24 protein-coding genes are annotated in these 25,632 nt (G+C 71.4%); 14 read left to right on the forward strand and 10 right to left on the reverse strand.

Going from position 1 to position 25,632, the window contains the following annotated elements:
• Window positions 1–6 precede the first annotated feature (6 nt).
• Window positions 7–921, reverse strand: a complete 915-nt coding sequence (locus ACNNMR_RS40860) for a LysR substrate-binding domain-containing protein (protein ID WP_419999796.1) — start codon at window positions 919–921, stop codon at window positions 7–9.
• A gap of 172 nt (window positions 922–1,093) precedes the next feature.
• Here ACNNMR_RS40860 and ACNNMR_RS40865 point away from each other — a divergent pair, with 172 nt between their 5' ends.
• Window positions 1,094–1,681, forward strand: a complete 588-nt coding sequence (locus ACNNMR_RS40865; protein WP_419999797.1) for a dihydrofolate reductase family protein — start codon at window positions 1,094–1,096, stop codon at window positions 1,679–1,681.
• Window positions 1,682–1,820: 139 nt separating this feature from the next.
• Window positions 1,821–2,507, forward strand: a complete 687-nt coding sequence (locus ACNNMR_RS40870) for a DUF899 domain-containing protein (RefSeq protein WP_419999798.1) — start codon at window positions 1,821–1,823, stop codon at window positions 2,505–2,507.
• Window positions 2,508–2,564: 57 nt separating this feature from the next.
• Here ACNNMR_RS40870 and ACNNMR_RS40875 read toward each other — a convergent pair whose 3' ends face one another.
• Together ACNNMR_RS40875 and ACNNMR_RS40880 are read right to left on the reverse strand one after the other, a co-directional pair.
• Window positions 2,565–3,440, reverse strand: coding sequence for a GH25 family lysozyme (locus ACNNMR_RS40875; protein ID WP_419999799.1), 876 nt, complete (start codon window positions 3,438–3,440; stop codon window positions 2,565–2,567).
• A gap of 140 nt (window positions 3,441–3,580) precedes the next feature.
• On the reverse strand, window positions 3,581–4,129 hold the full coding sequence (locus ACNNMR_RS40880; protein ID WP_419999800.1) for a PadR family transcriptional regulator: 549 nt from the start codon (window positions 4,127–4,129) through the stop codon (window positions 3,581–3,583).
• A 146-nt stretch (window positions 4,130–4,275) separates the two neighbouring features.
• Between ACNNMR_RS40880 and ACNNMR_RS40885 the strand changes: the two genes are divergently transcribed.
• Window positions 4,276–5,133 carry a YihY/virulence factor BrkB family protein gene (locus ACNNMR_RS40885; RefSeq protein ID WP_419999801.1) on the forward strand — a complete coding sequence of 286 codons (858 nt, stop codon included), beginning with the start codon at window positions 4,276–4,278 and terminating at the stop codon, window positions 5,131–5,133.
• A gap of 32 nt (window positions 5,134–5,165) precedes the next feature.
• Here ACNNMR_RS40885 and ACNNMR_RS40890 read toward each other — a convergent pair whose 3' ends face one another.
• The gene (locus tag ACNNMR_RS40890; protein ID WP_419999802.1) at window positions 5,166–6,371 is read right to left on the reverse strand and encodes a cytochrome P450; all 1,206 of its coding nucleotides are present in this window, start codon (window positions 6,369–6,371) and stop codon (window positions 5,166–5,168) included.
• Window positions 6,372–6,375: 4 nt separating this feature from the next.
• A complete protein-coding gene (locus ACNNMR_RS40895) occupies window positions 6,376–7,089 on the reverse strand; it encodes a tRNA-dependent cyclodipeptide synthase (RefSeq protein ID WP_419999803.1) in 714 nt (237 codons plus the stop codon).
• A gap of 198 nt (window positions 7,090–7,287) precedes the next feature.
• Between ACNNMR_RS40895 and ACNNMR_RS40900 the strand changes: the two genes are divergently transcribed.
• The gene (locus ACNNMR_RS40900) at window positions 7,288–8,835 is read left to right on the forward strand and encodes a class I adenylate-forming enzyme family protein (RefSeq protein ID WP_419999804.1); all 1,548 of its coding nucleotides are present in this window, start codon (window positions 7,288–7,290) and stop codon (window positions 8,833–8,835) included.
• Here ACNNMR_RS40900 and ACNNMR_RS40905 read toward each other — a convergent pair whose 3' ends face one another.
• The gene (locus ACNNMR_RS40905; protein WP_419999805.1) at window positions 8,836–9,381 is read right to left on the reverse strand and encodes a hypothetical protein; all 546 of its coding nucleotides are present in this window, start codon (window positions 9,379–9,381) and stop codon (window positions 8,836–8,838) included.
• Between the two features lie 41 nt (window positions 9,382–9,422).
• Between ACNNMR_RS40905 and ACNNMR_RS40910 the strand changes: the two genes are divergently transcribed.
• Complete coding sequence (locus tag ACNNMR_RS40910) at window positions 9,423–10,769, forward strand: amidohydrolase (RefSeq protein WP_419999806.1); 1,347 nt, start codon at window positions 9,423–9,425, stop codon at window positions 10,767–10,769.
• 18 nt (window positions 10,770–10,787) lie between these two features.
• Here ACNNMR_RS40910 and ACNNMR_RS40915 read toward each other — a convergent pair whose 3' ends face one another.
• Window positions 10,788–11,918, reverse strand: a complete 1,131-nt coding sequence (locus ACNNMR_RS40915; RefSeq protein WP_419999807.1) for a PQQ-dependent sugar dehydrogenase — start codon at window positions 11,916–11,918, stop codon at window positions 10,788–10,790.
• A gap of 269 nt (window positions 11,919–12,187) precedes the next feature.
• Between ACNNMR_RS40915 and ACNNMR_RS40920 the strand changes: the two genes are divergently transcribed.
• Window positions 12,188–12,337 carry a hypothetical protein gene (locus ACNNMR_RS40920; protein ID WP_419999808.1) on the forward strand — a complete coding sequence of 50 codons (150 nt, stop codon included), beginning with the start codon at window positions 12,188–12,190 and terminating at the stop codon, window positions 12,335–12,337.
• On the opposite strand, the gene ACNNMR_RS40925 is transcribed toward ACNNMR_RS40920, so the two are convergent.
• Genes ACNNMR_RS40925 through ACNNMR_RS40935 form a run of 3 tightly spaced genes read right to left on the reverse strand, consistent with a single transcriptional unit; the run spans window position 12,324 to window position 15,336 of the window.
• Window positions 12,324–13,172: an ABC transporter ATP-binding protein gene (locus ACNNMR_RS40925; RefSeq protein ID WP_419999809.1), complete on the reverse strand. Its 849-nt coding sequence runs from the start codon at window positions 13,170–13,172 to the stop codon at window positions 12,324–12,326. The two genes, ACNNMR_RS40920 and ACNNMR_RS40925, sit on opposite strands and share 14 nt — an antisense overlap.
• Window positions 13,169–14,245 carry a FecCD family ABC transporter permease gene (locus ACNNMR_RS40930; RefSeq protein ID WP_419999810.1) on the reverse strand — a complete coding sequence of 359 codons (1,077 nt, stop codon included), beginning with the start codon at window positions 14,243–14,245 and terminating at the stop codon, window positions 13,169–13,171. The genes ACNNMR_RS40925 and ACNNMR_RS40930 overlap by 4 nt, the downstream gene beginning before the upstream one ends.
• A 5-nt stretch (window positions 14,246–14,250) precedes the next feature.
• Complete coding sequence (locus tag ACNNMR_RS40935) at window positions 14,251–15,336, reverse strand: FecCD family ABC transporter permease (RefSeq protein ID WP_419999811.1); 1,086 nt, start codon at window positions 15,334–15,336, stop codon at window positions 14,251–14,253.
• A gap of 144 nt (window positions 15,337–15,480) precedes the next feature.
• On the opposite strand from ACNNMR_RS40935, the gene ACNNMR_RS40940 reads away from it, so the two are divergent.
• From ACNNMR_RS40940 to ACNNMR_RS40975, 8 genes are all read left to right on the forward strand, one after another.
• The gene (locus ACNNMR_RS40940) at window positions 15,481–16,458 is read left to right on the forward strand and encodes an ABC transporter substrate-binding protein (protein ID WP_419999812.1); all 978 of its coding nucleotides are present in this window, start codon (window positions 15,481–15,483) and stop codon (window positions 16,456–16,458) included.
• Window positions 16,455–17,237 (forward strand): 2,3-dihydro-2,3-dihydroxybenzoate dehydrogenase, encoded by a 783-nt coding sequence (locus tag ACNNMR_RS40945; protein ID WP_419999813.1) that lies wholly within the window; start codon window positions 16,455–16,457, stop codon window positions 17,235–17,237. Before ACNNMR_RS40940 ends, ACNNMR_RS40945 begins: the two co-directional genes overlap by 4 nt.
• Before the next feature lie 126 nt (window positions 17,238–17,363).
• Window positions 17,364–18,575, forward strand: a complete 1,212-nt coding sequence (gene dhbC, locus ACNNMR_RS40950) for an isochorismate synthase DhbC (protein ID WP_419999814.1) — start codon at window positions 17,364–17,366, stop codon at window positions 18,573–18,575.
• Entirely contained in the window at window positions 18,559–20,169 is a 1,611-nt protein-coding gene (locus ACNNMR_RS40955) for a (2,3-dihydroxybenzoyl)adenylate synthase (RefSeq protein WP_419999815.1), read from the forward strand. Before dhbC ends, ACNNMR_RS40955 begins: the two co-directional genes overlap by 17 nt.
• 6 nt (window positions 20,170–20,175) lie before the next feature.
• Complete coding sequence (locus ACNNMR_RS40960; protein WP_419999816.1) at window positions 20,176–20,808, forward strand: isochorismatase family protein; 633 nt, start codon at window positions 20,176–20,178, stop codon at window positions 20,806–20,808.
• Between the two features lie 7 nt (window positions 20,809–20,815).
• Window positions 20,816–21,046 (forward strand): phosphopantetheine-binding protein, encoded by a 231-nt coding sequence (locus tag ACNNMR_RS40965; RefSeq protein WP_419999817.1) that lies wholly within the window; start codon window positions 20,816–20,818, stop codon window positions 21,044–21,046.
• Complete coding sequence (locus ACNNMR_RS40970; protein ID WP_419999818.1) at window positions 21,043–24,921, forward strand: amino acid adenylation domain-containing protein; 3,879 nt, start codon at window positions 21,043–21,045, stop codon at window positions 24,919–24,921. Before ACNNMR_RS40965 ends, ACNNMR_RS40970 begins: the two co-directional genes overlap by 4 nt.
• Before the next feature lie 66 nt (window positions 24,922–24,987).
• Window positions 24,988–25,632 carry a dihydrofolate reductase family protein gene (locus tag ACNNMR_RS40975; RefSeq protein ID WP_419999819.1) on the forward strand — a complete coding sequence of 215 codons (645 nt, stop codon included), beginning with the start codon at window positions 24,988–24,990 and terminating at the stop codon, window positions 25,630–25,632.

Consider the following 25,632-nt stretch of genomic DNA (forward strand, 5'->3'; position numbering starts at 1 on the left):
CCGCGTTCAAGCGCCGCGCCCGCCGAAGTACACCCGCGCCGCCGCCTCCCGCGCCGCCTGCACAAAGGCGTCCACGGTCGGGCCGCCCCTGGTGGTCAGCCAGGTCGGCACCCACTCCAGCGGCCCGGCATCGGTCAGCGGCACGTACGTCACATCAGGGCGCCCGTAGAAGCTGTTCAGCTGCGCGCCCACGGTCAGCGCGCCCGCACCCGCGCCGATCATCGCCAGCGCCTCCATCATCGTCTGCAGCTTGGGTCCCCTTTGGATGGGTTTGCCCAGCGGCGTACGGTCCGGCGTGCGGTCCGCATGCCAGGCCGGCGGGACGCCGTCCGGCAGCCGCAGCGTCGGGATCGTGGCGAGGTCCTCCAGCGACGCGGTCTCCTGCCGGGCCAGCGGGTGGTTCGACGGTACGGCCAGCATCCGCGGCTCGCTGAACAGCACCGGGCCCGTCGCCATGTCCGGCTCGGCGTGCGGCAGCGGCAGCAGCAGGACGTCGACGGTCTGGTCCCGCACCCGCTCCAGGCAGCCGGACACCGTCGTCTCGCACATCTGCACCTCGATCTCCGGATGCCGGCGGCGCACCAGGTCGGCGGCCTGCGCCGACAGCTGCCCGGCGGCGGCGCCGAGGAAGCCCGCCTTCAGCGTGCCGGTCAGGCCGCGGCCCGCCGTCACCGCCTGTTTCCAGACGGTCTCCAGCTGGGCGTACGCCGGGTGCAGGTCGTCGTAGAGCCGGCGGCCGTGCTCGGTCAGCTCGACCTTGCGGCTGGTGCGGTGGAACAGCGGTGCGCCGCTCTGCCGCTCCAGCTTCTTGATCGTCTGGCTGATCCGGCCGGTGGTGACGTGGAGCCGCTCGGCGGTGCGGCCGAAGTGCAGTTCCTCAGCAAGCGTGAGAAACGCCTCCAGCTCGTGCCTCTCGAGCATGACCCCTCCGGTTTCGTTGAGCGCGGCTAAACGGACGTTCCACTATGCCAACTTGTTGCGCGACCTGTCTCATTCCAATCTTGACGGGGCGCTTAGTACGGGACGAGGAGGGTGCATGGCCTGCGGAAACGACAAAATCCACCATTTTGTCGCGCTGGCCTGATTGCAGACGATGGGGAAGATCGTTGCGTTTACGTACCTCTCCCTCGACGGGGTCATGGAGTCCCCGTCCTGGGTGGGGCGCTACTTCGACGCCGAGCACGAGGCATACGCCCACGGGCGGCTGCGCTCCAGCGAGGCGCTACTGCTCGGTCGGGTCACGTATGAGGCATTCGCCTCCTCCTGGCCGTATCAGGAGGAGTCGGAGGGTGACTTCGCCGTCAGGATGAACAGCCTTCCGAAGTATGTGGTCTCGTCGTCGCTCACCGGGGGAGACGGCGAGACCGCGTGGAACAACACCACCGTCCTCGGCGGCGACCCGGCTGCCGCGGCGGTGGAGGCGAAGCGGCGGCATGACGGAAATGTGCTGATCTACGGCAGCCGCCGCCTCACCACCGCACTCATCGCGGCCCGGCTCATCGACGAGCTGAAGTTGTGGGTGCACCCGATCGTCGTCGGCGCGGGCCGGCGGCTCTTCGGCGACGGCGGGGCGCCGTCGTACTGGCGGCTGGCCGAGGCGATCCCGTTCGCCTCGGGCGCGGTGGTCCTCGACTACCGCCCACAGACACCCGGCACCCGGGGTGGAGGGGACCTCGGGTGACGGGAAGGGTCGGGCGCTGAGCGGCACGCGGGGACCGCTCAGCGCCTGGGGGATCCGTATTTTCAGGGGCAGCGATGAGTTCCGCGCCGGGCCCCGGTCTACCCAGGTGAACCACTCGCCGTAACGCACGGAGGCTCATATGACCGGCAAGGCACTACCCCCTGTGGTCGACGCCAAGACCTGGCAGCGCGAGCTCGAAGAGCTGCGGGTCAGGGAGAAGGCCGCGACCCGGGAGCTCGACGCGATCGCCGCACAGCGGCGCCGGCTGCCCATGGTCGAGATGCCGGACTACGTCCTGGAGGGCGCGGACGGGCCGGTGCGGCTCGCCGACATCTTCGACGGCAAGTCGCAGCTGATCGTCTACAACCACATGTGGTTCGAGGGCAAGGAGTGGCAGTGCGGCGGCTGCACTGGCCTCACCTCGCAGTACACCCGGCTGGGCTTCCTCGAGCCGTACGACGCCCGCTTCGTCATCGTCACGCAGGGGCCGATCGACGAGGCCCTCGCGTACAAGCGCCGCGTCGGGAACAGGATGGACTGGTACTCCACCGCCAACAGCCCCTTCGGCGCCGACGTGGACGCCCCGCCCGGCGGCGGCTTCGCGTTCAACGTCTTCCTGCGCGACGGGGACACGGTCTACCGCACCTGGCACACCACCGGCCGCGGCAGCGAGCAGCTCAGCCACACCTTCCCGCTGATCGACCTGCTCCCGTACGGCCGCCAGGAGGAGTGGCAGGACGTGCCCGACGGCTGGCCGCAGTCGCCGACCTACAGCAAGTGGCTCGACTCCCCGGACGTCGCCAGGCTGTACGGCGAAAACGCCTGAGGAGTCGCGCGTGACGGCCGGCGCGCGGCACGGGGGTCCGCGCACCGGCCGCCCCGGCTACGGCGTGTTGTTGGCCAGGGCCAGCAGCCGGTCGCGGGAGCCGTTGAACTTGTCGCGGTCCACGTTCCCGGAGACCCCGTTGACCCGTCCTGTGCTGGTGTACTGCCACACGGTCCAGGCGGAGAAGCCGCCCGGCTTGGTCGGGTTGTCGGCCGTGGTCCAGTGCGCGACCCAGAGCGGGCTGCGGCTGGCCATTCCGTTCCAGCTGCCGGTGCAGGTGTTCCACCAGCTGGGGCTGGTGTAGATGACGACGTCGCGGGTGGTGCGCGACTTGTACGTGTTGTAGAAGTCGAGGATCCAGTTGCGCATCGACGTCTGGGAGAGGCCGTAGCACTGCGCGCCTGACGGGTTGCTCTCGATGTCGAGCACTCCCGGCAGCGTCAGGTTGTCGCGGGACCAGGCGCCGCCGTTGGAGGCGAAGTAGTTGGCCTGCGCGGCGCCGCTGGAGAGGTTCGGGCGGGCGAAGTGGTACGCGCCGCGGATGACGCCCGCGTTATAGGCGTTCACGTAGTTGGTGTTGAAGGTCGGGTCCTTGTAGGTGGTGGACTCCGTGGCCTTCATCCAGGCGAACTGGATGCCGGCGCCGCGCACCGCGCTCCAGTTGATCGACCCCTGCCAGTGCGAGATGTCGATGCCCTGCACGCCGTCGGTCGGCGCCATGATGCCGGCGCCGGACGGCGGCGACTGCTCCTTGTCGACGCCCATGCCCATATAGGCGTGGCCGACCGGCACCGGATCGCCGGACCCGTCGGGCGCGGCGGTGGCGCTCGGGCTGAGCCCGATCAGCATCCCGAGCGCGGCGGCCAGGGCGCCGGCGGCCGCGAGTGTCCGGCGGCGGCCCAGTCTTCGGTGGGGAGTACGGAATAACGGCATAGCTACCTCCTGTGTCACGTGCGATGACGTGGGGCGCGATACGAGCGAGGTGCTGACGTTCCGTATTCGAGTGACGCACGTTGACGCGTGCACGTAAAGGGTCTGGACCAGCTGCCAGTGGACTGCTCCTGTGGCGGCCCTCAGCGCGAGTGGACCTCCACGACCAGCGCGTCGAGGCGATCCGCGAGCTCGCTCATCCACTCCAGGTCCGCGGCGAGATGGTGCAGCGCGTAATCGGCGGACAGGACGGTGGCCTGCGTGGCGCCGGGGGCGCTCTTCGCGGCCCTGAGGTGCTCGACGCGGGTGCTGTGGGCGGCGCGCTGGGCGTCCAGATAGCCGGCGGCCGCGTCCCCGGAGCCGGCCAGCACCGCCACCACAGCCTTCGTCAGTATCTGGTCGGCGACGAACGGCGCCGGGCGGACGATCTCGCGCAGCCACGCCCGCAGCTGCGCCGCGCCGCGCGGGGTGGAGCGGTAGCTGACGCCTTCGGTGCCGTACGCCGGGGTTTCCTGCTCGGCCAGCCCGTCCTCGACCAGGCCCAGCAGGACGGCGTGCAGCTGCGCGTACGACGGGGGGCGGGTCTCGGGGAAGTGGGTGTCGTAGCGCTGCTTCAGGGCGTGGCTGTCGCTGGGTCCTGCGGCGAGCAGACCCAGCAGGACTATCGCCGGGCTCACCGTGGAATTGGGCATGTCTGATGTACTCCCCGTGCATGATGCGATGGCCGCCGAACGGATCGGCGCCGGCTTGCCGACGCGCCTGGTCAGGGCGCGCCTTGATCCCAAAGGGAACCTACCTCCGGGGCCGTTGAACCGCCAGGTCGGGGTACCCGCAGGGTATGGACATCCTCCCGCGCAAGCGGTCTTGGTGGGCGGTGCTGCGGCGGACCGGGAAGGACATCCTGGGCGACGACCTTCCGGACCGCGCCGCCACCCTCACGTACTACTCCGTGCTCTCGCTCTTCCCCGCGCTGCTGGTGATGGTCTCGACCCTCGGCGTCATCGGCGAGTCGGCGACCCACAAGGTGCTGGACAGCGTGCGCCATCTGGCGCCCGGCGCGGTCCGCGACCTGCTCACGGATGCCGTACGGGAGCTGGACGGGCGCGGCGGCACCAGCGGCGTCATGGCGGCGGTCGGGATCGTCGCCGCGGTCTGGTCCGCTTCCGGGTACGTGGGGGCCTTCATCCGCACCGCCAATGCCGTGTACGGCATCGAGGAGGAGCGCCCGGTGTGGAAGCTCGCCCCGCTGCGGCTCGGGCTGACCGTGGCGCTGATGGTGCTGATGGGGCTGAGCGCCCTCATTGTCGTCTTCACCGGGCCGCTGGCGCGGCGCGCGGGTGAGGTGCTCGGGGTGGGCGACGCCGCCGTGACGGTCTGGGGCATCGCCAAGTGGCCGGTGCTGCTCCTGCTGGTGGTGCTGATGGTCGCGCTGCTGTTCTGGCGCGCGCCGGACGCGCACGGCCCCGGCTTCCGCTGGCTCTGCCCCGGCGCCGCGGTCGCCGTGCTGCTGTGGCTGCTCGCGTCCGGCGGGTTCGCGCTGTATGCCTCGGGCTTCGGCTCGTACAACAAGATCTACGGGACCCTGGCCGGCGTCATCATCTTCCTGACCTGGCTGTGGCTGTCGAACATGGCGATCCTGCTGGGGCTGAAGCTGGACGCGGAGCTGGCGCGGCAGCGCAACGGGAAGGTGCGCTGACGCGCCGGCGTCGGGATCGGCAGGTCAGTGGGTCACCACAGCACCGGCAGCCGCTCCGGGATGCGCTTCATGAAGCGGGTGCGCCAGACCAGTTGGTCGACCGGGACCGCGAGGTCCAGGCCCGGCATCCGGTCCAGGAGGGTCTCCAGGGCGATCTCGGCGTGCTTCTTGCCGAGGGCGGTGGCGGGGCAGTAATGGCGGCCGCCGCCGAAGGAGAGGTGGGCGTGGTTGTTCTCGCGGGTGAGGTCGACCCGCTCCGGGTCCGCGAAGGCCTCCGGGTCGGTGTTGGCGCCCTCGACCAGGACGAGCGCCAGCTCCCCCTTGCGTACGAGGACATCGCCCAGCTGCACGTCCTCCAGCGCCAGCCGCGGCAGGCCGTCGGCGATGGAGAGGTTGATCCGCAGCAGCTCGTCCACGGCCGCGGGCAGCTTCGAGGCGTCGGCCAGCAACTCCGCCTTCAGCTCCGGGTGCTGGATGAGCGAGAAGATCGCCATGGTCAGGAAGCCCATGGTGGAGATGACCCCCGCGCCGAACATGGTCACCCCGACCGTCGCCAGCATCTCCACCGGCACGTCGGCGAAGTCCGGGTCGTCGCGCAGCGCGGCGAGCTCCTTCATCAGACCCGTGGTGGCCGGGTCGTCGAGCCGCTCCACCATGAACGCGATGTCGCGGTCCCAGTTGAGCCGGGCGCCGGTGATCGGGCAGGCGGAGTTCATGAAGGCGATGTCGAGGCTGGCGGCGAGCCGCGGCGCGTACTCGAAGGGCAAGCCGAGGATCTTGCAGTGCAGCCCCTCCGAGTACGGGTTGGTGAACCGGCCGCGCAGGTCCACCGGCGCGCCCTCGGCGACCAGGCTGTCGATGAGCTCGGCGGCGTACGAGCGCATCCAGTCCTCCAGGCCGGGGGACTTGGGGTTGAGCGCTTTCAGTACGGCCTTGCGCAGCCCGGCGCCGGTGATGTTGCCCATGTTGTTGACGACCTCGGGCGGGATCGTCAGCGCGTACTGGCGCGGGACACCGGGCGCCGAAGTGTCCTTGAGGCTGAAGCGCGGATCCTCCAATACCTGCTTGCAAAGGCTATAGGAAGAAACCAACCAGGCCTCATCCCCGGCTATCGTGCGCACCTTCTTGACGGGTTCCTTGCGCAACGCCTCGAGTTGCGTCGGGAGTCGGTCGCCGCGGGCGTCGAAGGGGAAGTCGAGTGGCTCTGTGCGGTGGTCGAACAGGACGTCGGCGGTCATTCCTTCAGTCTCCTTCGGCGGGCGTGATGATGGCGTGTCCCTGATTACGGGAGGCGCGCAGCCCGGCCCCGCGGGAATACAGCAGCTCGGCCATCGGGAGCAGCTGGTGGTAGCAGTTGAGCGATGACGGAACCCCGAAGATCGCCGGGGTGTCGAGGAAGAGCGGAGCCTCCGCGCAGACGTATTTGAGGCAGACGTCGCGCTGTTCCTCGGTGGCGGGGTTCCCGTCGAGCACCTTGGCGGTCAGGAAGGTGTCCACGAGCTCGCCGCAGGTGCGGCGGAAATCCTGGTCGGTCTTCATCCGGTGCCAGAGATGGTCGTGGATACGCCGGTAATCCTGCTGGTCAGCGAGGTCTGACAGGGCCACGGCGCGGGCCCGCCGCCCCTCCGGATCGACGGCCTCAACGGCCGCCCGCACCTTCGCCCGCACACCCCGCAGATTCTTCACGGCCTTACGCCGCGCCTGCTCCGGGTCGTACCCAAAGGCCTCGTACATCTCGGCGATGTGGCGGTCTGTATAGAGAATATGAACAGTGTCGAAATTTTCTACTCCCCAGCGGGCCAGATCAAGAACCCGTTGAGCAGAGAAATAGCTGTTTCCCGGGGAAACGCCTATCAAGGCATGCGCACCCTCAGCACAGATGACCTGGCAATGAGCGGTGTACGGCTGAACCTTGAAGCAGGACTGAATCCCGAGGATCTCGGTCGCTGTCGTCAACGGCAGAGCATCCTTCGCGTCGCTAGTCCCAATGGAGCCCCGTGCTCCTGGTGTGGCGACGACGCCGATAAGTTATCCATTGCGCACGGAGAGTGTCAACGTTGATCCACTCCGACTGGCCGGTAACCGCCGGTATTGCGCCCTGACTTCCGTGCCGCGATACTCCGTGCATCCCTGATCGCGAAGGCAGGTGTTGTCATGGCGCAGGAACGGACCCGCAATCTCGCCCGGCTCGCGGAGGCCGCATATCAGCGGCTCGGCGATCACGAGAGCCTCGTCTACGAGGGGCGAGCCCACCGCTCGGGCGACCTCTTCGAGCGCGGCCGGCGGGTGGCCGGCGGGCTCGCGGAGACCGGCGTACGGCCGGGGGACCGGGTCGTGGTGCTCATGGCCAACTGCCCGGAGGTCCCGGCCACTTACCACGCCCTCTGGCGGGCCGGCGCTGTCGTCACCCCGGTCATCTTCCTCATCAGCCCGGCCGAGCTCGCGCACATCCTCATCGACTCGCAGGCCCAGGTGGTGGTGACGTCACCCGAGCTGCTCGGCACCGTGGCCGCGGCGGCGCCGCATGTGCCGGGGCTGCGCCGGGTGGTCGTCGCGGGAGCGTACGCACCGGACGCGCTGCCGGAGACCTTGGCCGTCACCCCGTACGCCGAACTGGAAGCCGCCGCCCCCGCCGGCATCACGCCGCGCGCCGACGACGACCCGGCCGCGCTCCTCTACACGGGCGGCACCACGGGCCGTGCGAAGGGCGTCGTGCTGACACACCGCAATCTGCACGCCTGCTCCCTGGCCACGCACGAGGCCAGCGACGCCGACGATGCCACGCGCACGCTCGTCCCGCTGCCGCTCTCACATGCGTACGGGCTCATCGTCACGCTGACCGCCTGGCACGCCACCCGGCCCGGACTCGGCGTGCTGCAGCGGTGGTTCACGCCGCAGGAGTGGCTGGAGCTGGCGGCGCGGCACCAGGTGCACCGGACGACGCTGGTGCCCAGCATGATCCGGATGCTCCTGGACCTGCCGCTGGAGGACGCCGATCTGTCGGAGCTGCGATACGTGAACAGCGGCGCCGCGCCGCTGCCCCCGGACACTCGGGAGGAGTGGGAGCGGCGGGTGCCGTCGAGCCGGATCCTGGAGGGGTACGGGTGCACGGAGTCGGGCTCGGTGGTGTCGGCCACGCACCCCGGCGACATCCGGCCGGGTTCGGTCGGTAAAGCGCTGCCCGGATACGAGGTCGAGATCCGCGACGACGACGGCGAACGTCCCGTCCCGGCAGGGGCCGATGGCGAGATCTGGGTCCGGTCGGCGGGGGTGATGGCCGGCTACTGGAACGCGCCTGAGCAGACGGCGGAGACGCTGCGCGACGGCTGGCTGCGCACGGGCGACATGGGCCGCCTCGACGAGGACGGCCACCTGTATGTGGTCGACCGCAAGAAGGACCTGATTCTGCGCGGCGGCTTCAACGTATATCCGCGGGATGTCGAGGACGCCCTGATCGCCCACCCGGACGTCGCCGCGGCGGGCGTGGTCGGCCGCCCGGACGCGCGGCTGGGGGAGGAGGTGGTGGCATACGTGGCGCTGCAGCCGGACAGCAAGCTGACCGGGGCCGAGCTGGTGGAGTACGCCCGCGGGCGGCTCGCGGCGAACAAGTACCCCCGCGACGTGCACGTCCTCGAAGGCCTCCCGCTCACCAGCGTCGGCAAACTGGACCGCAAGGCGCTCCGGAAGCTGGCGGCGGGCTGACTACGCGGCCGGTTTCCACCCCGCGGCCGCGATCGCGTCGGCGGCGACCTCGCCCACCGTGCGGCCGTCGGTGGCGACCCGTACCGTCCCCGGCGGCACGCCCGCCGCGAGGACGCGGGCCATGTGGGCGCTGCGGCGCAGCTGTTGCCCGAGCTCCGAGCCGAGCTCGCGGCCGGACAGGCGGGCCTCGGCGGTGGCGTCGGAGGCGGTGAGCAGGACCCGGATCAGGCGGGTGCCGGCGCCGAGGGCGGCGGTGAAGAGGCCCGTCTCGGAGGCCAGGACGGCGGCGGTGTTGGTGTAGACGAGGCGGCGGCAGCCGAGGGCGGCGTAGTTGGCCCAGACGGCCGCGAGGTTGCGCTGCGTAATCCCGGAGGTGTGCGGGTCGTCCGCGGGCGGCGGATAGATCTCGCCCATCACATCGCCCTCGATCAGCGCATGGCCGACCCCTGCGGCACGCAGCTGCGCGGCGACCTCCCAGCCCACGGAGGACTTCCCGGAGCCGGAGCGGCCGCCGATGAGCAGTGCCTCGGCTTCTTGATCGGTCATCAGCGCAGATTACCCGGCGACGGGTGGTGTATGGATGGACCATGAGGGAGACAGCGGAGCTCGTCATCGCGGGGTGCACGGCGCTTGTCCATGACGCGGACGGCGAGGTGAGTTTCGCCGAGGACGCCGGGATCGTGGTCCGCGGTGGGTCGATCGCCGAGGTGACCACGGCGGAGCGGGCGGCACGGGTCGCGGCCGACGAGGTCGTCGACGGGCACGGCTGCGTCGCCATGCCCGGGCTGATCAACTGCCATTCGCACACGCCCATGGTGGCGCTGCGCGGCTTCGCCGAGGACGTGCCGATCGAGACCTGGTTCAACGACTGGATCTGGCCCGTCGAGAGCAATCTCACCGACCGCGACGTGGAGTTGGGCGCGCTGCTTGCCTGCGCCGAGATGATCCGCGGCGGGGTCACCGCCTTCGCCGACCACTACTTCGCCATGGACCGGGTCGCGGCGGCCGTGGACACCAGTGGGCTGCGTGCCCTGCTCGGCTCGGCGTACTTCTCCTCCGAGGGCCCCGCGGGCCGCGAGCGCTCGCTGGACTTCGCGCTGCGGCAGCGCGGCGCCGCCGACGGCCGGATCACCACCTGCCTCGCCCCGCACGCCCCGTACACCGTCGACGAACCCGACCTGGCCGCCACCGCCCGGCTGGCCGCCGAGCACAGCCTGCCGGTGCACCTGCACGCGGCGGAGAACCGGGAGCAGACGGACACGGCCCTGGCCAGAAACGGCCACACGCCGATCGAAACCCTCCGCCGCGCCGGCCTCCTCGACACCGACCTCCTCATCGCGCACGCCACCGGCGCCACCGACGCCGACATCGCCCTCCTCGGCGCCGCGAGCGGCCGCATCGGCGTGGCCACCGCACCCCGCGGCTATCTGAAGTTCGGCTGGGGCACCACACCGGTACGGGCCCTCAGCGCCGCCGGCATCCCGGTCGGCCTGGCCACCGACGGCGCCGCCTCGAACAACTCCCTCGACGTGTGGGAGTCCATGGCGCTGACCGCGCTGGTGCAGAAGTCCACGGAGCGCGACCCGACCTGGCTCACCTCCCGCCGCGCCCTCCGCCACGCCACCACCGAGAGCGCCGCGGTCACCGGCCTCGGCGGCACGGCCGGCACCCTCGCCCCCGGCCACCGCGCCGACATCATCCTGGTCGACCTCACCGGACCGCACACCCAGCCCGTGCACGACCTCGCCGCCACCCTGGTGCACAGCGCCCGCGCCGCCGATGTCCGTACGACGATCGTGGACGGCCGGGTGCTGATGCGCGACCGCCGCCTGCTCACGGTCGACGTCCCGGCGGTCGCCGCGGAACTGGCCGAACGGCTGCCGGCCCTCACCGCGAGGCGGGAGGGCCGGCGTATTCAGGAGTACGACACGTAAGGGCTCGGGCGGCGATGCCTACGCCGGATCGATGCGGTTGATGGCGCCGCCGAGATCCATCACGTACAGCTCGCCGTCGCCGCCCTGCGCGAACGACACGACCTCGCCGCCGTTGACCCCGAGGTCGCCCTTGGCGGTCACCTTGCCGTTCTCGATCGTGAGCGTACGGAGCGTGCCGTCGCAGTAGTCGCCGTAGACGTACTGCCCCTTCAGGTCCGGGATCGCCTCGCCGCGGTACACGTAACCGCCGGTCACCGAGCAGGCGAGCCCGCTGCGGTCGTACTCATGGACCGGTGGCACGTGATTCGCGGGCTCTTTCCCGTCCTGATACGGGTGGGTGCCCTCCATCTCGCCCCAGCCGTAGTTCTCGCCGCCCTTGCTGGCCGCGGCGGCCCAGTCGATCTCCTCCCAGGCGTTCTGGCCGACGTCGCCGATGAGCAGGTCGCCGGTGCCCTTGTCGAAGGAGAACCGCCACGGGTTGCGCAGCCCGTACGACCAGATCTCGCCCTTCGCGCCCTCGGTGCCGACCAAGGGGTTGTCCTTCGGGATCGCGTACGGGTCGCCGCCGCCCGGGTCGATGCGCAGCAGCTTGCCGAGGAGGGTGCCGAGGTTCTGGCCGTTGCCCTGCGGGTCGCCGCCGGAGCCGCCGTCGCCGAGGGCGATGTAGAGGTAGCCGTCGGGGCCGAAGGCGAGGTCGCCGCCGTTGTGGTTCGCGAACGGCTGGGTCTGGGTGAGGACGGTGCGCCGTGTGTCCGGCTCGATCTTGCCGTCGGCGACGGCGAACTCGTCGACCTTGCTGTTGCCCTGCAGGTCGGTGAACGAGATGTAGAAATGCGCGAAGTCCTTGTCGAAGGCGATGCCCAGCAGGCCGCGCTCGCCGTCGTTGGTGGTCTCTGCGGAGATGTCGAGCAGGGGCTCGCTCAGCCCCTGGTCGCTCAGGGCGCGGACGGTGCCCGCGCGCTCGGCGACCCAGACCGAGTCGCCGGGTCCGGCGACGCCGGCGGTCGGGTTCTTTGCGGTGGCGACTTTCGTCAGGGAGACCGCGGCCTCCGCCGACCGCTCTGGGGCGGCGGAGGCGGAGCCTAAGGCGATGGTGGCGAAGAGGCAGATGGAGCCGATGATCGCGGAGCTTCTCGTGCGGACTTTCACCGTGATCCTCCGGGGTGGGGGGAAGGGGGGACGCGGTGTGGCACTGGCTACGGAGGAGAGTACTGGGGCGCGGCTTCCTGGCCTAGACCAGCGCCGCCCTGAGGTCGTCTAAGTCGGGGCCTTAGGGCTACGACCAGCGGAAACGCCGCCATCTAAGGCACCGCACAAGGCTCAAGATCGGGCACTTACCCGATGCCCGGCACCCCCCTCGGACGCGATCTTTGAAGCACGGCCGGAGGACACCGGCCCACCACGGAGGGAAGCCCGAGATGAACGAGAAGTACGAGTACGAGATGTTCCAGGCCCGCACCGCCCTGCTGGCCCGCCAGGAGGCCGCCCGCGAGCAGGCCCGGCAGGCCGCGGCGGCCCGTGGCGAGGAGCCGCGGCGCGCACGGTGGGGGTTCTTCAGCCGGAAGTGAGCTGGTCACGCCGAAAGCGCCGCGGCACGACCACCGGGGAGTCGTCGCCCGGGGCGCGGAGGATGTCGGCTTCCACGCCGTACAGGTCCTTCACCAGTTCGGAGGTGACGACCTCGCGGGCCGGGCCCTGGGCCACGACCTTGCCGTCGTTCATCGCGACGAGGGTGTCGGCGTAGCGCGCGGCGGCGGCCAGGTCGTGGAGGACCATCAGGACCGTGCGGCCCCCGGCCGCCACCTTCCGTACCAGCTCAAGCACCTCCACCCCATGGCCCAGGTCCAGCGCGCTCGTCGGTTCGTCGAGGAGCACCAACGGGGTCTCCTGGGCGAGGACCATCGCCAGCCAGCAGCGCTGCCGTTGCCCGCCGGAGAGGTGGTCGAGGCGGCGGGTGGCCAGGTCTGTTGTGCCGGTGGCCGCCAGGGCCGCGCGTACGGCGCGTTCGTCCTCGCGGGACCACTGGCGGAAGAGGCCCTGGTGCGGGTGGCGGCCGTAGCGTACGAGACCGGCCACCGTCACGGCCTCCGGGGCCTGCGGGGCCTGGGGGAGGAGGGCGATGCGGTGGGCGGCGCGGCGGCGGGTGAGCTGCCAGACGTCGGCGTCGCCGGCCCGTACGGTGCCGGAATCCGGCTTGTGGAGGCGGGCGATGGCGCGCAGCAGCGTCGACTTGCCGCAGCCGTTGGGGCCGACGATGGCCGTGACGTGGCCGGCGGGCAGCTCCAGGTCGACGCCGGCTACGGCGGTGCGGCCCGGGTAGCCGGCCGTGAGTGCCTCCACGGTCAGGCTGAGGCCGCCCGCCTGGTCCTTCGCGGCCTCGCTCGTCGTCGTCTCGGTCGTCATCGCGCAGTCGCACCTGTCTTCTCGGAGCCGAACAGGACCCACAGCAGGAACGGGCCGCCCAGCACACTGGTGACCACCCCCACCGGAATCTCCACCGGGGCGATCACACGCCCCAGCGCATCCGCCGCCGCGATCAGCGCGGCGCCGGTGAGTGCGGAGCCCAGCACCGGGACCCGGGCGGGCCCGGTGAGCCGCGCCGCGATCACCGGGGCGGCCAGCGCCACGAAGGCGACCGGCCCGGCGACGCCGACCGCCACCCCCGCGAGCGCGACGGCGAGCGCGAGGGCGCAGGCCCGTACGAGACGGACATTCACCCCCAGGGCGGCGCCCATGTCGTCGTCGAAGCGCAGCATCTGGAGGCGGTTTCCGGCCACCAGGGCCAGCGGGACCAGGACGACAAGGATCAGCGTCAGCGGCGTGCCGACGCCCCAGTCGCGGCCGTTGAGGCTGCCTACGGTCCAGAGGAAGACGCCGCCCGCGGTGTTGTCGTTCTCCCGGGACATCACCAGGTCGGTGACCGCGCCGATGACCGTCGATACGCCGATGCCGACGACCAGCACCCGGTAGCCGCGGTGTCCCGCGCCGCCCGCGCACAGCACCACCAGCACCGCCGCGCCGACGGCGCCGAGCGGGCCGAGCCACCAGTCGCCGATCATGCCCGTCGAGGAGCCGACGACGGAGGCGACGACGGCGGCGGTGGCGCCCTCGTTGACGCCGATGATGTCGGGGGTGGCGAGGCGGTTGCCCGCGAGGGTCTGGGTGAGGCAGCCGGCGATGCCGAGCGCGGCGCCGACCAGGAGGCCGACGGCGATACGGGGCAGCCGGAAGTCGCGGACGAGCATCACGGTCGCCGAGTCGCCGGTGCCGAGCAGGCCGGAGACGGTGTCGGAGAAGCTCATGGAGGTGGAGCTGGCGAAGGACGCCAGCGCCACGATGACGGCGATGAGGAGCGACAGCGCGACGGCGATCAGGGCGCTGCGGCGCGGGAAGAGCCAGGAGAGCGGGCCGGCGCGGACTACGGTGCTGTCCGGCGGCGTTACGTCAATGGCCGCGTCAGTTGATTTGTCCGTCATTTCCTTCATGCCGCCCCCGCCGTCGACATCCGCGACGACCGTGCGATCCAGATCAGCAGCGGCCCGCCCACCAGCGCCAGCAGCACGCTCACGGGGGTCTCCCACGGCCGGATCACCACCCGCGCCAGCACATCCGCGACGATCATCACGTTCGCCGCGATGAGCCCCGACAGCACCAACTGCCCGGCCATCCGCGGCCCGGTGACCGTCCGCGCCGCGTACGGCGCCAGCAGTCCGAGGAACGCGATCGGCCCGGCGAGCGCCACCGCCGACCCGGCGAGCAGCGTCACCGCGCCCGCCACCGCGAACCGCACCCGCGTCGGCCGGTGCCCGAGCGCGCGGGCGCCGTCGTCGCCGAGCGCCAGCGCGGACAGCGGGCGGACGCAGGCGAAGGCGACGGCCAGCCCCACCGCGATCAGCGGCAGCAGCGGATACGTATCCGAGGTCTCGATCCCGGCCAGGGATCCGATGGTCCAGTACCGGAACGTATCGAAGGTCGACTGGGTGCTGAGCAGCACGTACGACGTCAGCCCATGGAAGGTGGCGCCGAGCGCGGAGCCCGCCAGCACCAGCCGCAGCGGGGACCCGGCCGCGCGCCCGGAGGCGGCGAGGAGCAGCACGACCGCACTTGCCGCCATGCCGCCCGCCAGGGCCCATATGAGCATCTCGAACGGCGATTTCACGCCGAAGTAGGTGAGGCCGAGGACGACGCCGAAGGCGGCGCCGTTGTTGACGCCGAGGAGTCCGGTTTCGGCCAGCGGGTTGCGGGTGACGGCCTGCAGCAGGCAGCCGGCGACGCCCAGGCTGACACCGACCATCACCGCGGCGATGGTGCGCGGCAGTCGTACGTCCACGACGGCCAGTCGCAGTTGCGCGTCGGCGCGGGCGGAGGGGTCGCCGAGGAGGTAGTCCCAGGCGCGGGCGAAGGGGGAGGAGCCGGTGCCGATGAGGAGCGACAGGAGGGCCAGCACGGCCAGCAGGGCGAGGAGGGTGACCGCCGCCCAGACGGTCGGGCGGTGGGCCTTCGCCGCGGCCGGTATCGGGGGACCGGAACCGGCCCCGGGGGCCGCCTCCTCTTGCGCAACCAACATGAGGTTAGCCTAACCTAAGTGCGGTTCGGGGCTGCCGAGCGGCCCGCGCCTCAGGCCCTCACGGGTCTATTCGGCATGCCCTGAACCAGCTCAATGACCCTACCCACCCTCGCGATTGACACATCCGGAGACGAACACATGTCGATGACCCGCAGACCGCAGCGCACCAGAATGGCCGCCGTCACGGCCCTCACCGCAGCATCCGCGCTGGCCCTCGCCGCCTGCGGCTCCGGGGACGACGCGTCCGACGCGGACAATGCCGCCGCCGACGCCAAGAAGGTCTCCGTCACCGACGCGACCGGCAAGAAGGTCGAGGTTCCGGCCGCCCCCAAGAAGGTCATCGCACTGAGCGAGATGGACCTCGACTCCTCCCTCGCCCTCGGCGTGGAGCCGGTCGGTCTCACCGCGGGCCGCGGCCAGAAGGGCGCGCCCGAATACCTCGCCGACAAGGCGAAGGACATACCCGTGGTCGGCGCCGTCACCGGGCCCGACATCGAGAAGGTCGTCCAGGCCAAGCCGGACGTCATCCTCGCCGGGCAGCTCGCCGACCAGCAGGTGCTCAAGCAGCTGCAGGAGGTGGCGCCGACGGTCGTCACCATCGACCGCAAGAAGGACTGGAAGAAGGCCCTCACCCTCACCGGCAAGGTGCTGGGCAAGGACAACGAGGCGAAGAAGTTCCTCGCCGATTACGACACCAAGGTCGCAGAGGTGAAGAAATCCCTCGGCGACAACGCCGGCGCGACCGTATCCGTCGCCCGCTACTCCGCCAAGGGCACCGCCGTCATGCAGCAGGGCGTCTTCATCTCGGACGTCCTCAAGGACATGGGCTTCAAGCGCCCCGGCATCCAGAACAAGCCGGGCCAGGGCCACTCCACCCCCCTCAGCGACGAAGACCTCAAGCAGATCGACGCCGACTGGCTCTTCATCGGCACCCTGGCCTCCACCGGCAAGGACGCCTCGCTCTTCAAGGAGCTCAAGTCCAAGCCCGCCTACAAGCAGCTGACCGCCGTGAAGGACGGCAGCACCACCGAGATCGACGGTTCGAAGTGGACCAGCCTCGGCGGCGCGCTGGCGTCGGTGTCCGTACTCGACGACATCGAAAAGGCCATGGGGGACCAGTGACCGCAGCCGACGGTCTCTCCGGCAGCACCGTGCTGGTCACCGGTGCAGGGCAGGGCATCGGCGAGGCCGTCACCCGCGCGTTCGCGGCAGCGGGCGCGCGGGTGGTGGCCGCCGACCTGGCGCCCGGCGGGGTGAAGACGCTGGAGCGCGAGTACGGGCCCGAGCGGGTGCTCGCCCGCACGGTCGACGTCGCCGATGCGACGGCGGTGGAGGAGCTGGTGGCCGAGGCCGAGCGCACGCTCGGGCAGCTGGATGTGCTGGTGAATGTGGCCGGGGTGCTGCGGCCTTCGCAGGTCGCGGAGCTTACGGACGCGGACTGGGCGTACACCTTTGCCGTGAATACGACCGGGGTGATGAATACGTCCCGGGCCGCTGCCCGGCGGATGACGCCGCGCGGGCGCGGGAGCATCGTGACGGTCGGGTCCAATGCGGCGGGTGTGCCGCGGACGGGGATGGCGGCGTATGCGGCTTCCAAGGCCGCGGCGACGATGTTCACGAAGTGCCTTGGGCTGGAGGTCGCTCGGAGCGGGGTGCGATGCAATGTGGTGTCGCCCGGGTCGACGGATACGGCGATGCAGCGGGAGCTGTGGGATGGGGACGAGGTCCCGCGCCGGGTGATCGACGGTGATCCGAAGACGTATCGCACGGGGATTCCGCTGGGGCGGATCGCGGATCCGGCTGATGTCGCGGAGGCGGTGGTCTTTCTGGCTTCCGACCGGGCTCGGCATATCACGATGCACGACATGTACGTGGATGGCGGCGCGACGCTGCGGGCTTGAAGTCCCGGTGCCGGTCGCGTACCCGGCTGCCCGTCCGGCTGTGCCCACCCGTCCCGCCATGCGGGACGCCTGCCCATAGCCTTGCCTTGCCTTGCTTGCTCACCCCTCACTCGATCGGAGATCACGTTGACCACCGCCCACGAGGCCCCGGCGCAGCCGGCCGCTGTTGGGGCCGTCGGTACTGCCACCGCGTTGCTGGAGGGCTATCGCCCCGGTGACAGCCGGTTTTTCGCGTCGCCTACGCGGACGCTGCTTGCTCATGGAGTACGGGACGAAGTGCCGCACGACTCGCGGCCGTTGGCCGAGCGCGTGCGGGCGACTCTGCAAAGACAGGGCGAGCTCGGCGACCGGGATCCCGTCGTCGTCGGCTCCGTCCCCTTCGACCATGCCGCCGCGCCCGAGCTCGCCGTGCCGCAGGCCGTCAGCTGGGCGCCCGCGCTGCGTGCCGACCCGCTCATCGCGCTGCCCGCGCCCGCCGCCGGGGGGACGGCGGGATGGCGGCGGCGTGAGGTGCCCACGGCCGGGCAGTACGGCGACGCCGTCGCCGACGCCGTACAGCGCATGCAGAACGGCGAGTTCGGCAAGGTCGTGCTCGCCCGCACCCTTGAACTCGAGCGCGACGCGCCCCTCGACCTCCCCGCAATGCTGCAGCGCCTCGCCCGCCGCGACCCCGACGGCTACACCTTCGCGATGCCGACAGGACCGGGGCGCACTCTCCTCGGCGCCAGCCCCGAGCTCCTCGTCTCCCGCCGCGGCAACGCCGTCGTCGCCAACCCCCTCGCCGGCTCCACCCCGCGCAGCGACGATCTCGCCGAGGACGTCCGCCGCGCCGCCGCCCTCCTCGAATCGGCGAAGGACCTGCACGAACACGCCGTCGTGGTCGCCGCCGTACGGGCCGCCCTCAGCCCGTACTGCGACCGCCTCGACGTACCCGAACTCCCCACACTCGTCCGTACCGCGACCATGTGGCACCTCTCCACCACCGTCACCGGCGAGCTGACCGACACCGGCACCTCCGCCCTCGAACTCGCCTGCGCGCTCCACCCCACCCCCGCCGTCTGCGGCACCCCGACCGGCCTCGCGCGCCAAGTCATCGGCGAGCTGGAGCCGTTCGACCGCGGCCACTACACCGGCGTCGTCGGCTGGGGGAATGCGCAGGGTGACGGCGAGTGGGTAGTGACCATTCGGTGCGCGGAGGCGGCGGAGCGGCGGCTGCGGCTGTATGCCGGCGCGGGGGTCGTCGCCGCGTCCACGCCGGAGGCCGAGACCGCCGAGACGGCGGCGAAGTTCCGTACGTTCCTGGATGCCGTGGGGGGCAACGATGACCAGCACCGCTGACGCGCCGCTCTGGCCCGACGACTTCGCCGAGCGCTACCGGGCCGCCGGGTACTGGCGCGGCGAGACCTTCGGGCGGATGCTCCGTGCACGCGCCACGGTCCACCCCGACCGGATCGCCGTCGTCGACGGCGACCGGCGCTGGTCGTACGGGGAGCTGGACGCCCGCGCGGACCGGCTCGCCGCCGGGTATGCCGCGCGCGGCGTGCGCAAGGGCGACCGGGTCGTCGTGCAGATGCCGAATGTCGCCGAGTTCTTCGAGGTGATCTTCGCGCTCTTCCGGATCGGCGCGCTGCCGGTCTTCGCGCTGCCCGCGCACCGGGAGACCGAGATCCGGTACTTCTGCGAGTTCACCGAGGCGGTCGCGTACGTCATCCCGGGGGAGCCGGTCGGAGGCTTCGACTACCGGCGGCTGGCCGGCGCGGTGCAGGCCCAGGTGCCTACCCTCCGGCACGTCTGGATCGCCGGCGACCCGGACCTCCCCGCCGACACCGCGACCGCCGCCATCGACGCCCCCGAGCCCGGCGACCTCGCCTTCCTCCAGCTCTCCGGCGGCTCCACCGGTGTCCCGAAGCTGATCCCGCGCACCCACGACGACTACATCTACTCGCTCTGGGGTTCCAACGAGCTCTGCGACGTCGACGCCGACTCCGTCTACCTCGTCGTGCTGCCCGCCGCGCACAACTTCCCGCTCAGCTCGCCCGGTTCGCTGGGGGTGCTGTACGCGGGCGGCCGGGTCGTGATGTGCCCGCAGCCCGACCCCGAGACCGCCTTCCCGCTCATCGAGAAGGAGGGGGTGACGATCACCGGCCTGGTGCCGCCGCTCGCCCTGGTCTGGACGGAGGCGGGCCCTGGCACCCCGTACGACCTCGACAGCCTGGACGTGCTGCTCGTCGGCGGCGCCAAGTTCAGTGAGGAGGCGGCCCGCCGGGTCACGCCCGCGCTCGGCTGCACGCTGCAGCAGGTCTTCGGGATGGCCGAGGGCCTGGTCAACTACACCCGCCTCCACGACCCCACCGAGACGATCGTCACCACCCAGGGGCGGCCGATCTCCCCGGACGATGAGATCCGGATCGTGGATGACGAGGACGTGGACGTCGCCCCCGGCGAGACCGGCCACCTCCTCACCCGCGGCCCGTACACCATCCGCGGCTACTGGCGGGCGCCCGAGCACAACAAGCGCTCCTTCACCGAGGACGGCTTCTACCGCACCGGCGACGTCGTACGGATGACGGCGACCGGCCACCTCGTGGTCGAGGGCCGCGCCAAGGACCAGATCAACCGCGGCGGCGAGAAGATCGCCCCCGAGGAGGTCGAGAACGTCATCCTCGCCCACCCGGCCGTCCACGACGTATCCGTGGTCGCCATGCCCGACGACTACCTCGGCGAGCGGACCCTCGCCTACGTGATCGTCCGCGACGGCGTCGAGCGGCCGAAGCCCGTAGCCATCAAGAAGCATGTGCGCGAGCGCGGCCTGGCGGCCTACAAGGTGCCGGACAAGGTCGAGTTCGTCGCCGCCTTCCCGTCGACCGGCGTCGGCAAGGTCAGCAAGAAGGACCTGCGCGACGAAGCCGCCGAGCCCCACCGAAAGGCCTGAACCACCATGGCCCTGCCCGCCATTGCCCCATACCCCATGCCCACCGCGGCGGAGCTGCCCGCGAACCGTGTCGACTGGACCGTCGACCCCGACCGCGCCGTGCTGCTCGTGCACGACCTGCAGAACTACTTCCTCGGCGCCTTCACCCCCGGCACCGCACCGCTCGACCCGCTGCTCGGCAACGTCGGCCTCCTCACCAAGGAAGCCCGCCGCCTCGGCATGCCGGTCGTCTACTCCGTACAGCCCGCCGGACAGAGCCCTGCGCAGCGCGGCCTGCAGCAGGACTTCTGGGGCCCCGGCCTCCCGGCCGGTGAGCAGCCGAAGGCGGTGCCGGACGCCATCGCGCCTGAGCCCGGCGACACCGTGCTCACCAAGTGGAAGTACAGCGCCTTCGTACGGACCCGGCTGGCCGGGAAGCTGCGTGAACTGGGCCGTGACCAGCTGGTCATCGCCGGCGTCTACGCCCACATCGGCGTCATGATGACCGCCTGCGACGCCTGGATGCAGGACATCCAGGCCTTCGTGGCCGCCGACGCCGTCGCCGACTTCTCCCGCGAAGACCACGACATGGCACTCAAGTGGGCCGCGGGCCGCTGCGCCGTCGTCACCACCACCGCCGAGCTGCTGAAGGGAGCCTGAGCCCGCCATGCCGTTGACCATCGAGCAGATACGGGCGGACGTCGCCGACGTCCTCGGCGAGGAGCCCGCCGAGATACCCGTGGACGAAAACCTCGTCGACTACGGCCTCGACTCCGTCCGCATCATGTCCCTCCTCGAGCGCTGGCGCCGCGACCACGGCGTCGAGGCAAGCTTCGCCGACCTCGCAGAGCAGCCGGCCGTGGAGGCGTGGGCGCCGATGCTGGGGGTTGCCGCGTGACCGCCCTGGCCGAACCGGCCACCTGCGAACTGCCGCTCACCGCCGCCCAGTCGGGCATGTGGTACGCCCAGGCCCTGGACCCGGACAGCCCGGCGCAGAACACCGCCGAATACCTGGAGATCCACGGCGCCATCGACCCGAACGCCTTCGCCGAGGCCCTGCGCCGGGTGGCCGGGGAGGCGGACGCCCTGCGGGTACGGATCGCCGACGGGCCCGCGGGGCCGCGGCAGTGGTCCGCGGCGCCAGTCGCCTTCCCGCTCGACGTGCTCGACCTGTCCGCCGCGAAGGCGCTCGCCTGGATGCGTGCCGACCTCGGCCGCCCCTTCGACCTCGCCGCCGAGCCGCCCTTCCGGCACGCGCTCATCCGGGTGGGGGAGCGGCGCTGGTTCTGGTACCAGCGGGTGCACCACATCGTCATGGACGGCTACGGCTACTCGCTGCTGGCCCGCCGCACCGCCGAGACCTACACGGCGCTGGCGGCCGGGCAGGACCCCGGCCCGTCCCCCTTCGGCCCGCTGACCGACCTCGTCGCCGAGGACGCCGCGTACCGCACCTCCGACGCCTTCGCGCGCGACCGCGACCACTGGGCGCAGGCCTTCGCCGACCGCCCCGAGGTCACCACCCTCGCCGGCCGCACCGCGCTGCCCTCCCGCACCTTCCTGCGCCGCTCAGCCCACCTGGGCCCGGAGGCCACGGACCGGCTGAAGGCGGTGGCGGGCGCCATCCGCGCCACCTGGCCGGAAGTCCTCATCGCCGCCCAGGCGTTGTACGTATCACGCGCCACCCGCACCACCGACGTCGTCCTCGGCCTCCCGATGATGGGCCGCATGGGCTCCGCCGCGCTGCGCATCCCCGGCATGGTCATGAACGTCCTCCCGCTGCGCCTGACCGTCACCCCCGACGCCACTTTCGCCGAACTCACCCGGCAGGTCGTCCTCGGCATCCGCGCCGCCCGCAAGCACCAGCGCTACCGCTACGAGGACATCCGCCGCGACCTCGGCCTCCTGGGAGAGGGCCGCGCTCTGACCGGCCCGCTGGTCAACGTCATGCCCTTCGACTACGACCTCACCTTCGCCGGCGCCCGCACCGACGCCCACAACCTCTCGGCGGGCCCGGTCGAGGACCTCACGATCAACATCTACGACCGCACCGACGGCCGCGGCCTGGGCATCGACTACGACGCCAACCCGGCGCTGTACGACGACGCCGAGGTCGCCGCCCACCAGGAGCGCTTCCTCGACCTCCTCGCCCGGCTGGCCGCCGCCGACCCGCACGCTCCACTCGGCGCACACGGCATCGCGACGGAGGCGGAACGCAAGGAGGTGCTGGAGAAGTTCAACGCCACCACCCGCGAGGTGCCCCCCACCACCCTCGTCGGCCCGATCGAGGCCCGAGCGATGCGCACCCCGCACGCCACCGCCGTGGTGCATGGCCTCCAGGCCCTCACCTACGCCCAGCTCGACGCCCGCGCCAACCAGCTCGCCCGCCACCTCGCCACCTTGGGCGTACGCCCCGGCGCGCTGGCCGCGGTGGCGGTCCCGCGCTCGCTCGACCTGGTGGTCACCCTGCTCGCGGTGCTGAAGGCGGGCGGCGCCTATCTGCCGCTCGACCCGGACTACCCGGCGGCGCGCCTGACGTACATGCTCGACGACGCCGCCCCCGCCTGCGTCATCACCGACACCCCCGACCGACTCCCGGACACCGGCGACGTGCCACACGTCGTGCTCGACGGCCTCGACCTGAGCCCGTACCTCACCATCAACCCGCCCCGCGCGCTCACCCCGCAGCACCCGGCCTACGTCATCTACACCTCCGGCTCCACCGGCCGCCCGAAGGGCGTCGTCGTGCCGCATTCGGCGATCGACAACCGGCTGCGCTGGATGCAGGCCGAGTACGGCTTGGAGCCCTCCGACCGGGTGCTGCAGAAGACGCCGTCCGGCTTTGACGTATCGGTGTGGGAGTTCTTCTGGCCGCTGCGGGAGGGCGCGACGTTGGTCGTCGCCGAGCCCGGCGGTCACCAGGACCCGGACTATCTCGCCCGTACGATCCGCGAACAGGCCGTCACCACCTGCCACTTCGTGCCGTCGATGCTGCAGGTGTTCCTGGGCGCGGCGGAGTCGTCAGGATGCGGGGGCGCGCTGCGGCGGGTCTTCTGCAGCGGGGAGGCGCTGCCGCGGGAGACGGCGGCGGAGTTCCATCAGGCGCTGCCCGGGGTGCCGCTGCACAATCTGTACGGGCCGACCGAGGCGGCGGTGGATGTTACGTATCACGCCTGCGAGCCGGGCGAATCCGGGCCCGTGCCGATCGGCCGTCCGGTGTGGAACACCCGCCTGTACGTCCTCGACGCGGCCGGCCAGCCGTGCCCGCCGGGAGTGCCGGGCGAGCTGTATCTCGCGGGCGCGCAGCTGGCGGACGGCTATCTCGGCCGCCCGGAGCTGACCGATGAGCGCTTCGTGCTTGATCCGTATGGGCCTGGCGGCACCCGCATGTACCGGACCGGCGATCTGGCGCGGTGGACGGCGGGAGGCGAGGTCGAGTACCTCGGCCGTACCGATCATCAGGTGAAGCTGCGCGGTCTGCGCATTGAACTCGGCGAGATCGAGGCGGCGCTGGCCGCGGACGACACGGTGAGCGGAGCGTGTGTACTGGTCCGCGAGGACCGGCCGGGGGACCAGCGGCTCGTCGGGTACGTGACCGGCGCCGCCGACCCGCAGCCGCTCCGCGAGCGGCTGGCCGCGACGCTGCCCGAGTACATGGTCCCGGGCGCGATCATCGTCCTCGACGCCTTCCCGCTCAGCCCGAACGGCAAGCTCGACCGCAAGGCGCTGCCCGCCCCTTCGTACGACGCCGATGCGGCCCGCGCCCCGCGCACCCCGCTGGAGGAGACGCTCACCCGCCTCTTCGCCGAGGCGCTCGGCCTCGACCGGGTCGGGGTGGAGGACGCGTTCTTCGACCTGGGCGGCACCTCGCTGCTCGCCGCCCGGCTGGTGACGCGGGTGCGCGAGACGCTGGGCGCGGAGCTGACGATCGGCACGCTCTTCCAAGCGCCTTCGCCCGCCGCCCTCGCCGCCCGCCTGGAGGAGGGCGGAGCGGGGGACGACGCGCTCGGCGTGTTGCTGCCGCTGCGGGCCACGGGTGCGCGCACCCCGCTCTTCGCGCTGCACCCGGCGGGCGGGCTGAGCTGGTGCTACTCGGGGCTGCTGGCCCGCCTCGATCCGGAGCAGCCGGTGTACGGGCTGCAGGCGCGCGGCCTGACCGGAGACTTCGAGCTCCCTGTCTCGCTTGAGGACATGGCCGCCGACTACGCCGCTCAGATCCGCGCGGTCCAGCCGCACGGCCCGTACCGCCTCCTCGGCTGGTCCGTCGGCGGCGTGGTCGCGCAGGCGGTCGCCGTACGGCTGCAGGAGGCGGGGGAGCGGGTGGAGCTGCTGGCGCTGCTCGACGCCTACCCGTCCGACCAGTGGCGCGGGCTGGCCGTGCCCGTCGAGGCGGATGCGCTGCGGGCGCTGCTGCGGATGGCGGGCTTCGACCGGGACGACGTCGCCGCGCTCACGACCGACGACGTGCTGGCGACGCTGCGCCGCGAGGGCAGCGCGCTGGCGGGCCTGTCGCGGCGGACGCTGCGGGCGGTGCTGGACATCGTGGTCAACAACGCCCGGCTGATGCGCGAGCACGAGACGCGGGTCTTCGACGGCGACGCGCTGTTCTTCACGGCGGCGGCGCCGCGCGAGGAGGACTGGCTGACCCGGAAGGCGTGGGCGCCGTACATCGGCGGGACGCTGGAGAACCACGACATCGACTGCCTGCACCAGGAGCTGACGCAGCCGGAGCGGATGGAGGAGATAGCGGCGGTGCTGCGGGAGCGGCTGCGATGAGTTTCTGCAGCCCCGCTGGTCTACCCTCGCAACAGATGATCAGCATCTAGGAAGCAGGGGTAGACCATGAGCCAGTTGCTGCGAGTCCAGAACTTCACCATCTCAAGCGACGGATACGGCGCCGGCGAGGGTCAGGGCCTGGAGACGCCGTTCGGCCACGCCGATCCCGCCACGATGATGAGCTGGGCGGGCGCGACCGCGAGCTGGCCGAATCGTACGGACCCGGGCGGCAGCCGCGGCCTGGACGACTACTTCACCCGCGACTTCACCCACAACATCGGCGCGGAGATCATGGGCCGCAACAAGTTCAGCCCGCACCGCGGCCCCTGGGAGAACGAGGAGTGGCAGGGGTGGTGGGGCGACGAGCCGCCGTTCCACACCCCGGTCTTCGTCATGACGCACCACACCCGCCCGTCCTTCTCCCTCTCCGACACCACCTTCCACTTCACCGACGCGGAGCCGGCCGCGGTGCTCGCCGAGGCGAAGGCGGCCGCCCAGGGCAAGGACGTCAGGCTCGGCGGCGGCGCCAAGATCATCCGGGCCTTCCTCGACGCCGACCTTGTCGACACCTTGCATGTGGCGGTCGCCCCGATCAAGCTCGGCGCCGGCTCGCGGCTGTGGGAGTCGCCGGAGGAGCTGGACGACCGCTTCCACCACGACGTCGTGCCGAGCCCGAGCGGGATGACGCATCACGTGCTCTGGAGGAAGTGA

It is taken from the genome of Streptomyces boninensis (genome assembly GCF_048572725.1).
GTDB classification, from domain to species: domain Bacteria; phylum Actinomycetota; class Actinomycetes; order Streptomycetales; family Streptomycetaceae; genus Streptomyces; species Streptomyces boninensis.

Excerpts from the sequence above, each read along its gene's own strand:
- ACNNMR_RS40860 (WP_419999796.1), bottom strand. The coding sequence starts at position 921 with ATGCTCGAGAGGCACGAGCTGGAGGCGTTTCTCACGCTTGCTGAGGAA.
- ACNNMR_RS40865 (WP_419999797.1), top strand. The coding sequence starts at position 1,094 with ATGGGGAAGATCGTTGCGTTTACGTACCTCTCCCTCGACGGGGTCATG.
- ACNNMR_RS40870 (WP_419999798.1), top strand. The coding sequence starts at position 1,821 with ATGACCGGCAAGGCACTACCCCCTGTGGTCGACGCCAAGACCTGGCAG.
- ACNNMR_RS40875 (WP_419999799.1), bottom strand. The coding sequence starts at position 3,440 with ATGCCGTTATTCCGTACTCCCCACCGAAGACTGGGCCGCCGCCGGACA.
- ACNNMR_RS40880 (WP_419999800.1), bottom strand. The coding sequence starts at position 4,129 with ATGCCCAATTCCACGGTGAGCCCGGCGATAGTCCTGCTGGGTCTGCTC.
- ACNNMR_RS40885 (WP_419999801.1), top strand. The coding sequence starts at position 4,276 with ATGGACATCCTCCCGCGCAAGCGGTCTTGGTGGGCGGTGCTGCGGCGG.
- ACNNMR_RS40890 (WP_419999802.1), bottom strand. The coding sequence starts at position 6,371 with ATGACCGCCGACGTCCTGTTCGACCACCGCACAGAGCCACTCGACTTC.
- ACNNMR_RS40900 (WP_419999804.1), top strand. The coding sequence starts at position 7,288 with ATGGCGCAGGAACGGACCCGCAATCTCGCCCGGCTCGCGGAGGCCGCA.
- ACNNMR_RS40905 (WP_419999805.1), bottom strand. The coding sequence starts at position 9,381 with ATGACCGATCAAGAAGCCGAGGCACTGCTCATCGGCGGCCGCTCCGGC.
- ACNNMR_RS40910 (WP_419999806.1), top strand. The coding sequence starts at position 9,423 with ATGAGGGAGACAGCGGAGCTCGTCATCGCGGGGTGCACGGCGCTTGTC.
- ACNNMR_RS40920 (WP_419999808.1), top strand. The coding sequence starts at position 12,188 with ATGAACGAGAAGTACGAGTACGAGATGTTCCAGGCCCGCACCGCCCTG.
- ACNNMR_RS40925 (WP_419999809.1), bottom strand. The coding sequence starts at position 13,172 with ATGACGACCGAGACGACGACGAGCGAGGCCGCGAAGGACCAGGCGGGC.
- ACNNMR_RS40930 (WP_419999810.1), bottom strand. The coding sequence starts at position 14,245 with ATGACGGACAAATCAACTGACGCGGCCATTGACGTAACGCCGCCGGAC.
- ACNNMR_RS40935 (WP_419999811.1), bottom strand. The coding sequence starts at position 15,336 with ATGTTGGTTGCGCAAGAGGAGGCGGCCCCCGGGGCCGGTTCCGGTCCC.
- ACNNMR_RS40940 (WP_419999812.1), top strand. The coding sequence starts at position 15,481 with ATGACCCGCAGACCGCAGCGCACCAGAATGGCCGCCGTCACGGCCCTC.
- ACNNMR_RS40955 (WP_419999815.1), top strand. The coding sequence starts at position 18,559 with ATGACCAGCACCGCTGACGCGCCGCTCTGGCCCGACGACTTCGCCGAG.
- ACNNMR_RS40960 (WP_419999816.1), top strand. The coding sequence starts at position 20,176 with ATGGCCCTGCCCGCCATTGCCCCATACCCCATGCCCACCGCGGCGGAG.
- ACNNMR_RS40965 (WP_419999817.1), top strand. The coding sequence starts at position 20,816 with ATGCCGTTGACCATCGAGCAGATACGGGCGGACGTCGCCGACGTCCTC.
- ACNNMR_RS40975 (WP_419999819.1), top strand. The coding sequence starts at position 24,988 with ATGAGCCAGTTGCTGCGAGTCCAGAACTTCACCATCTCAAGCGACGGA.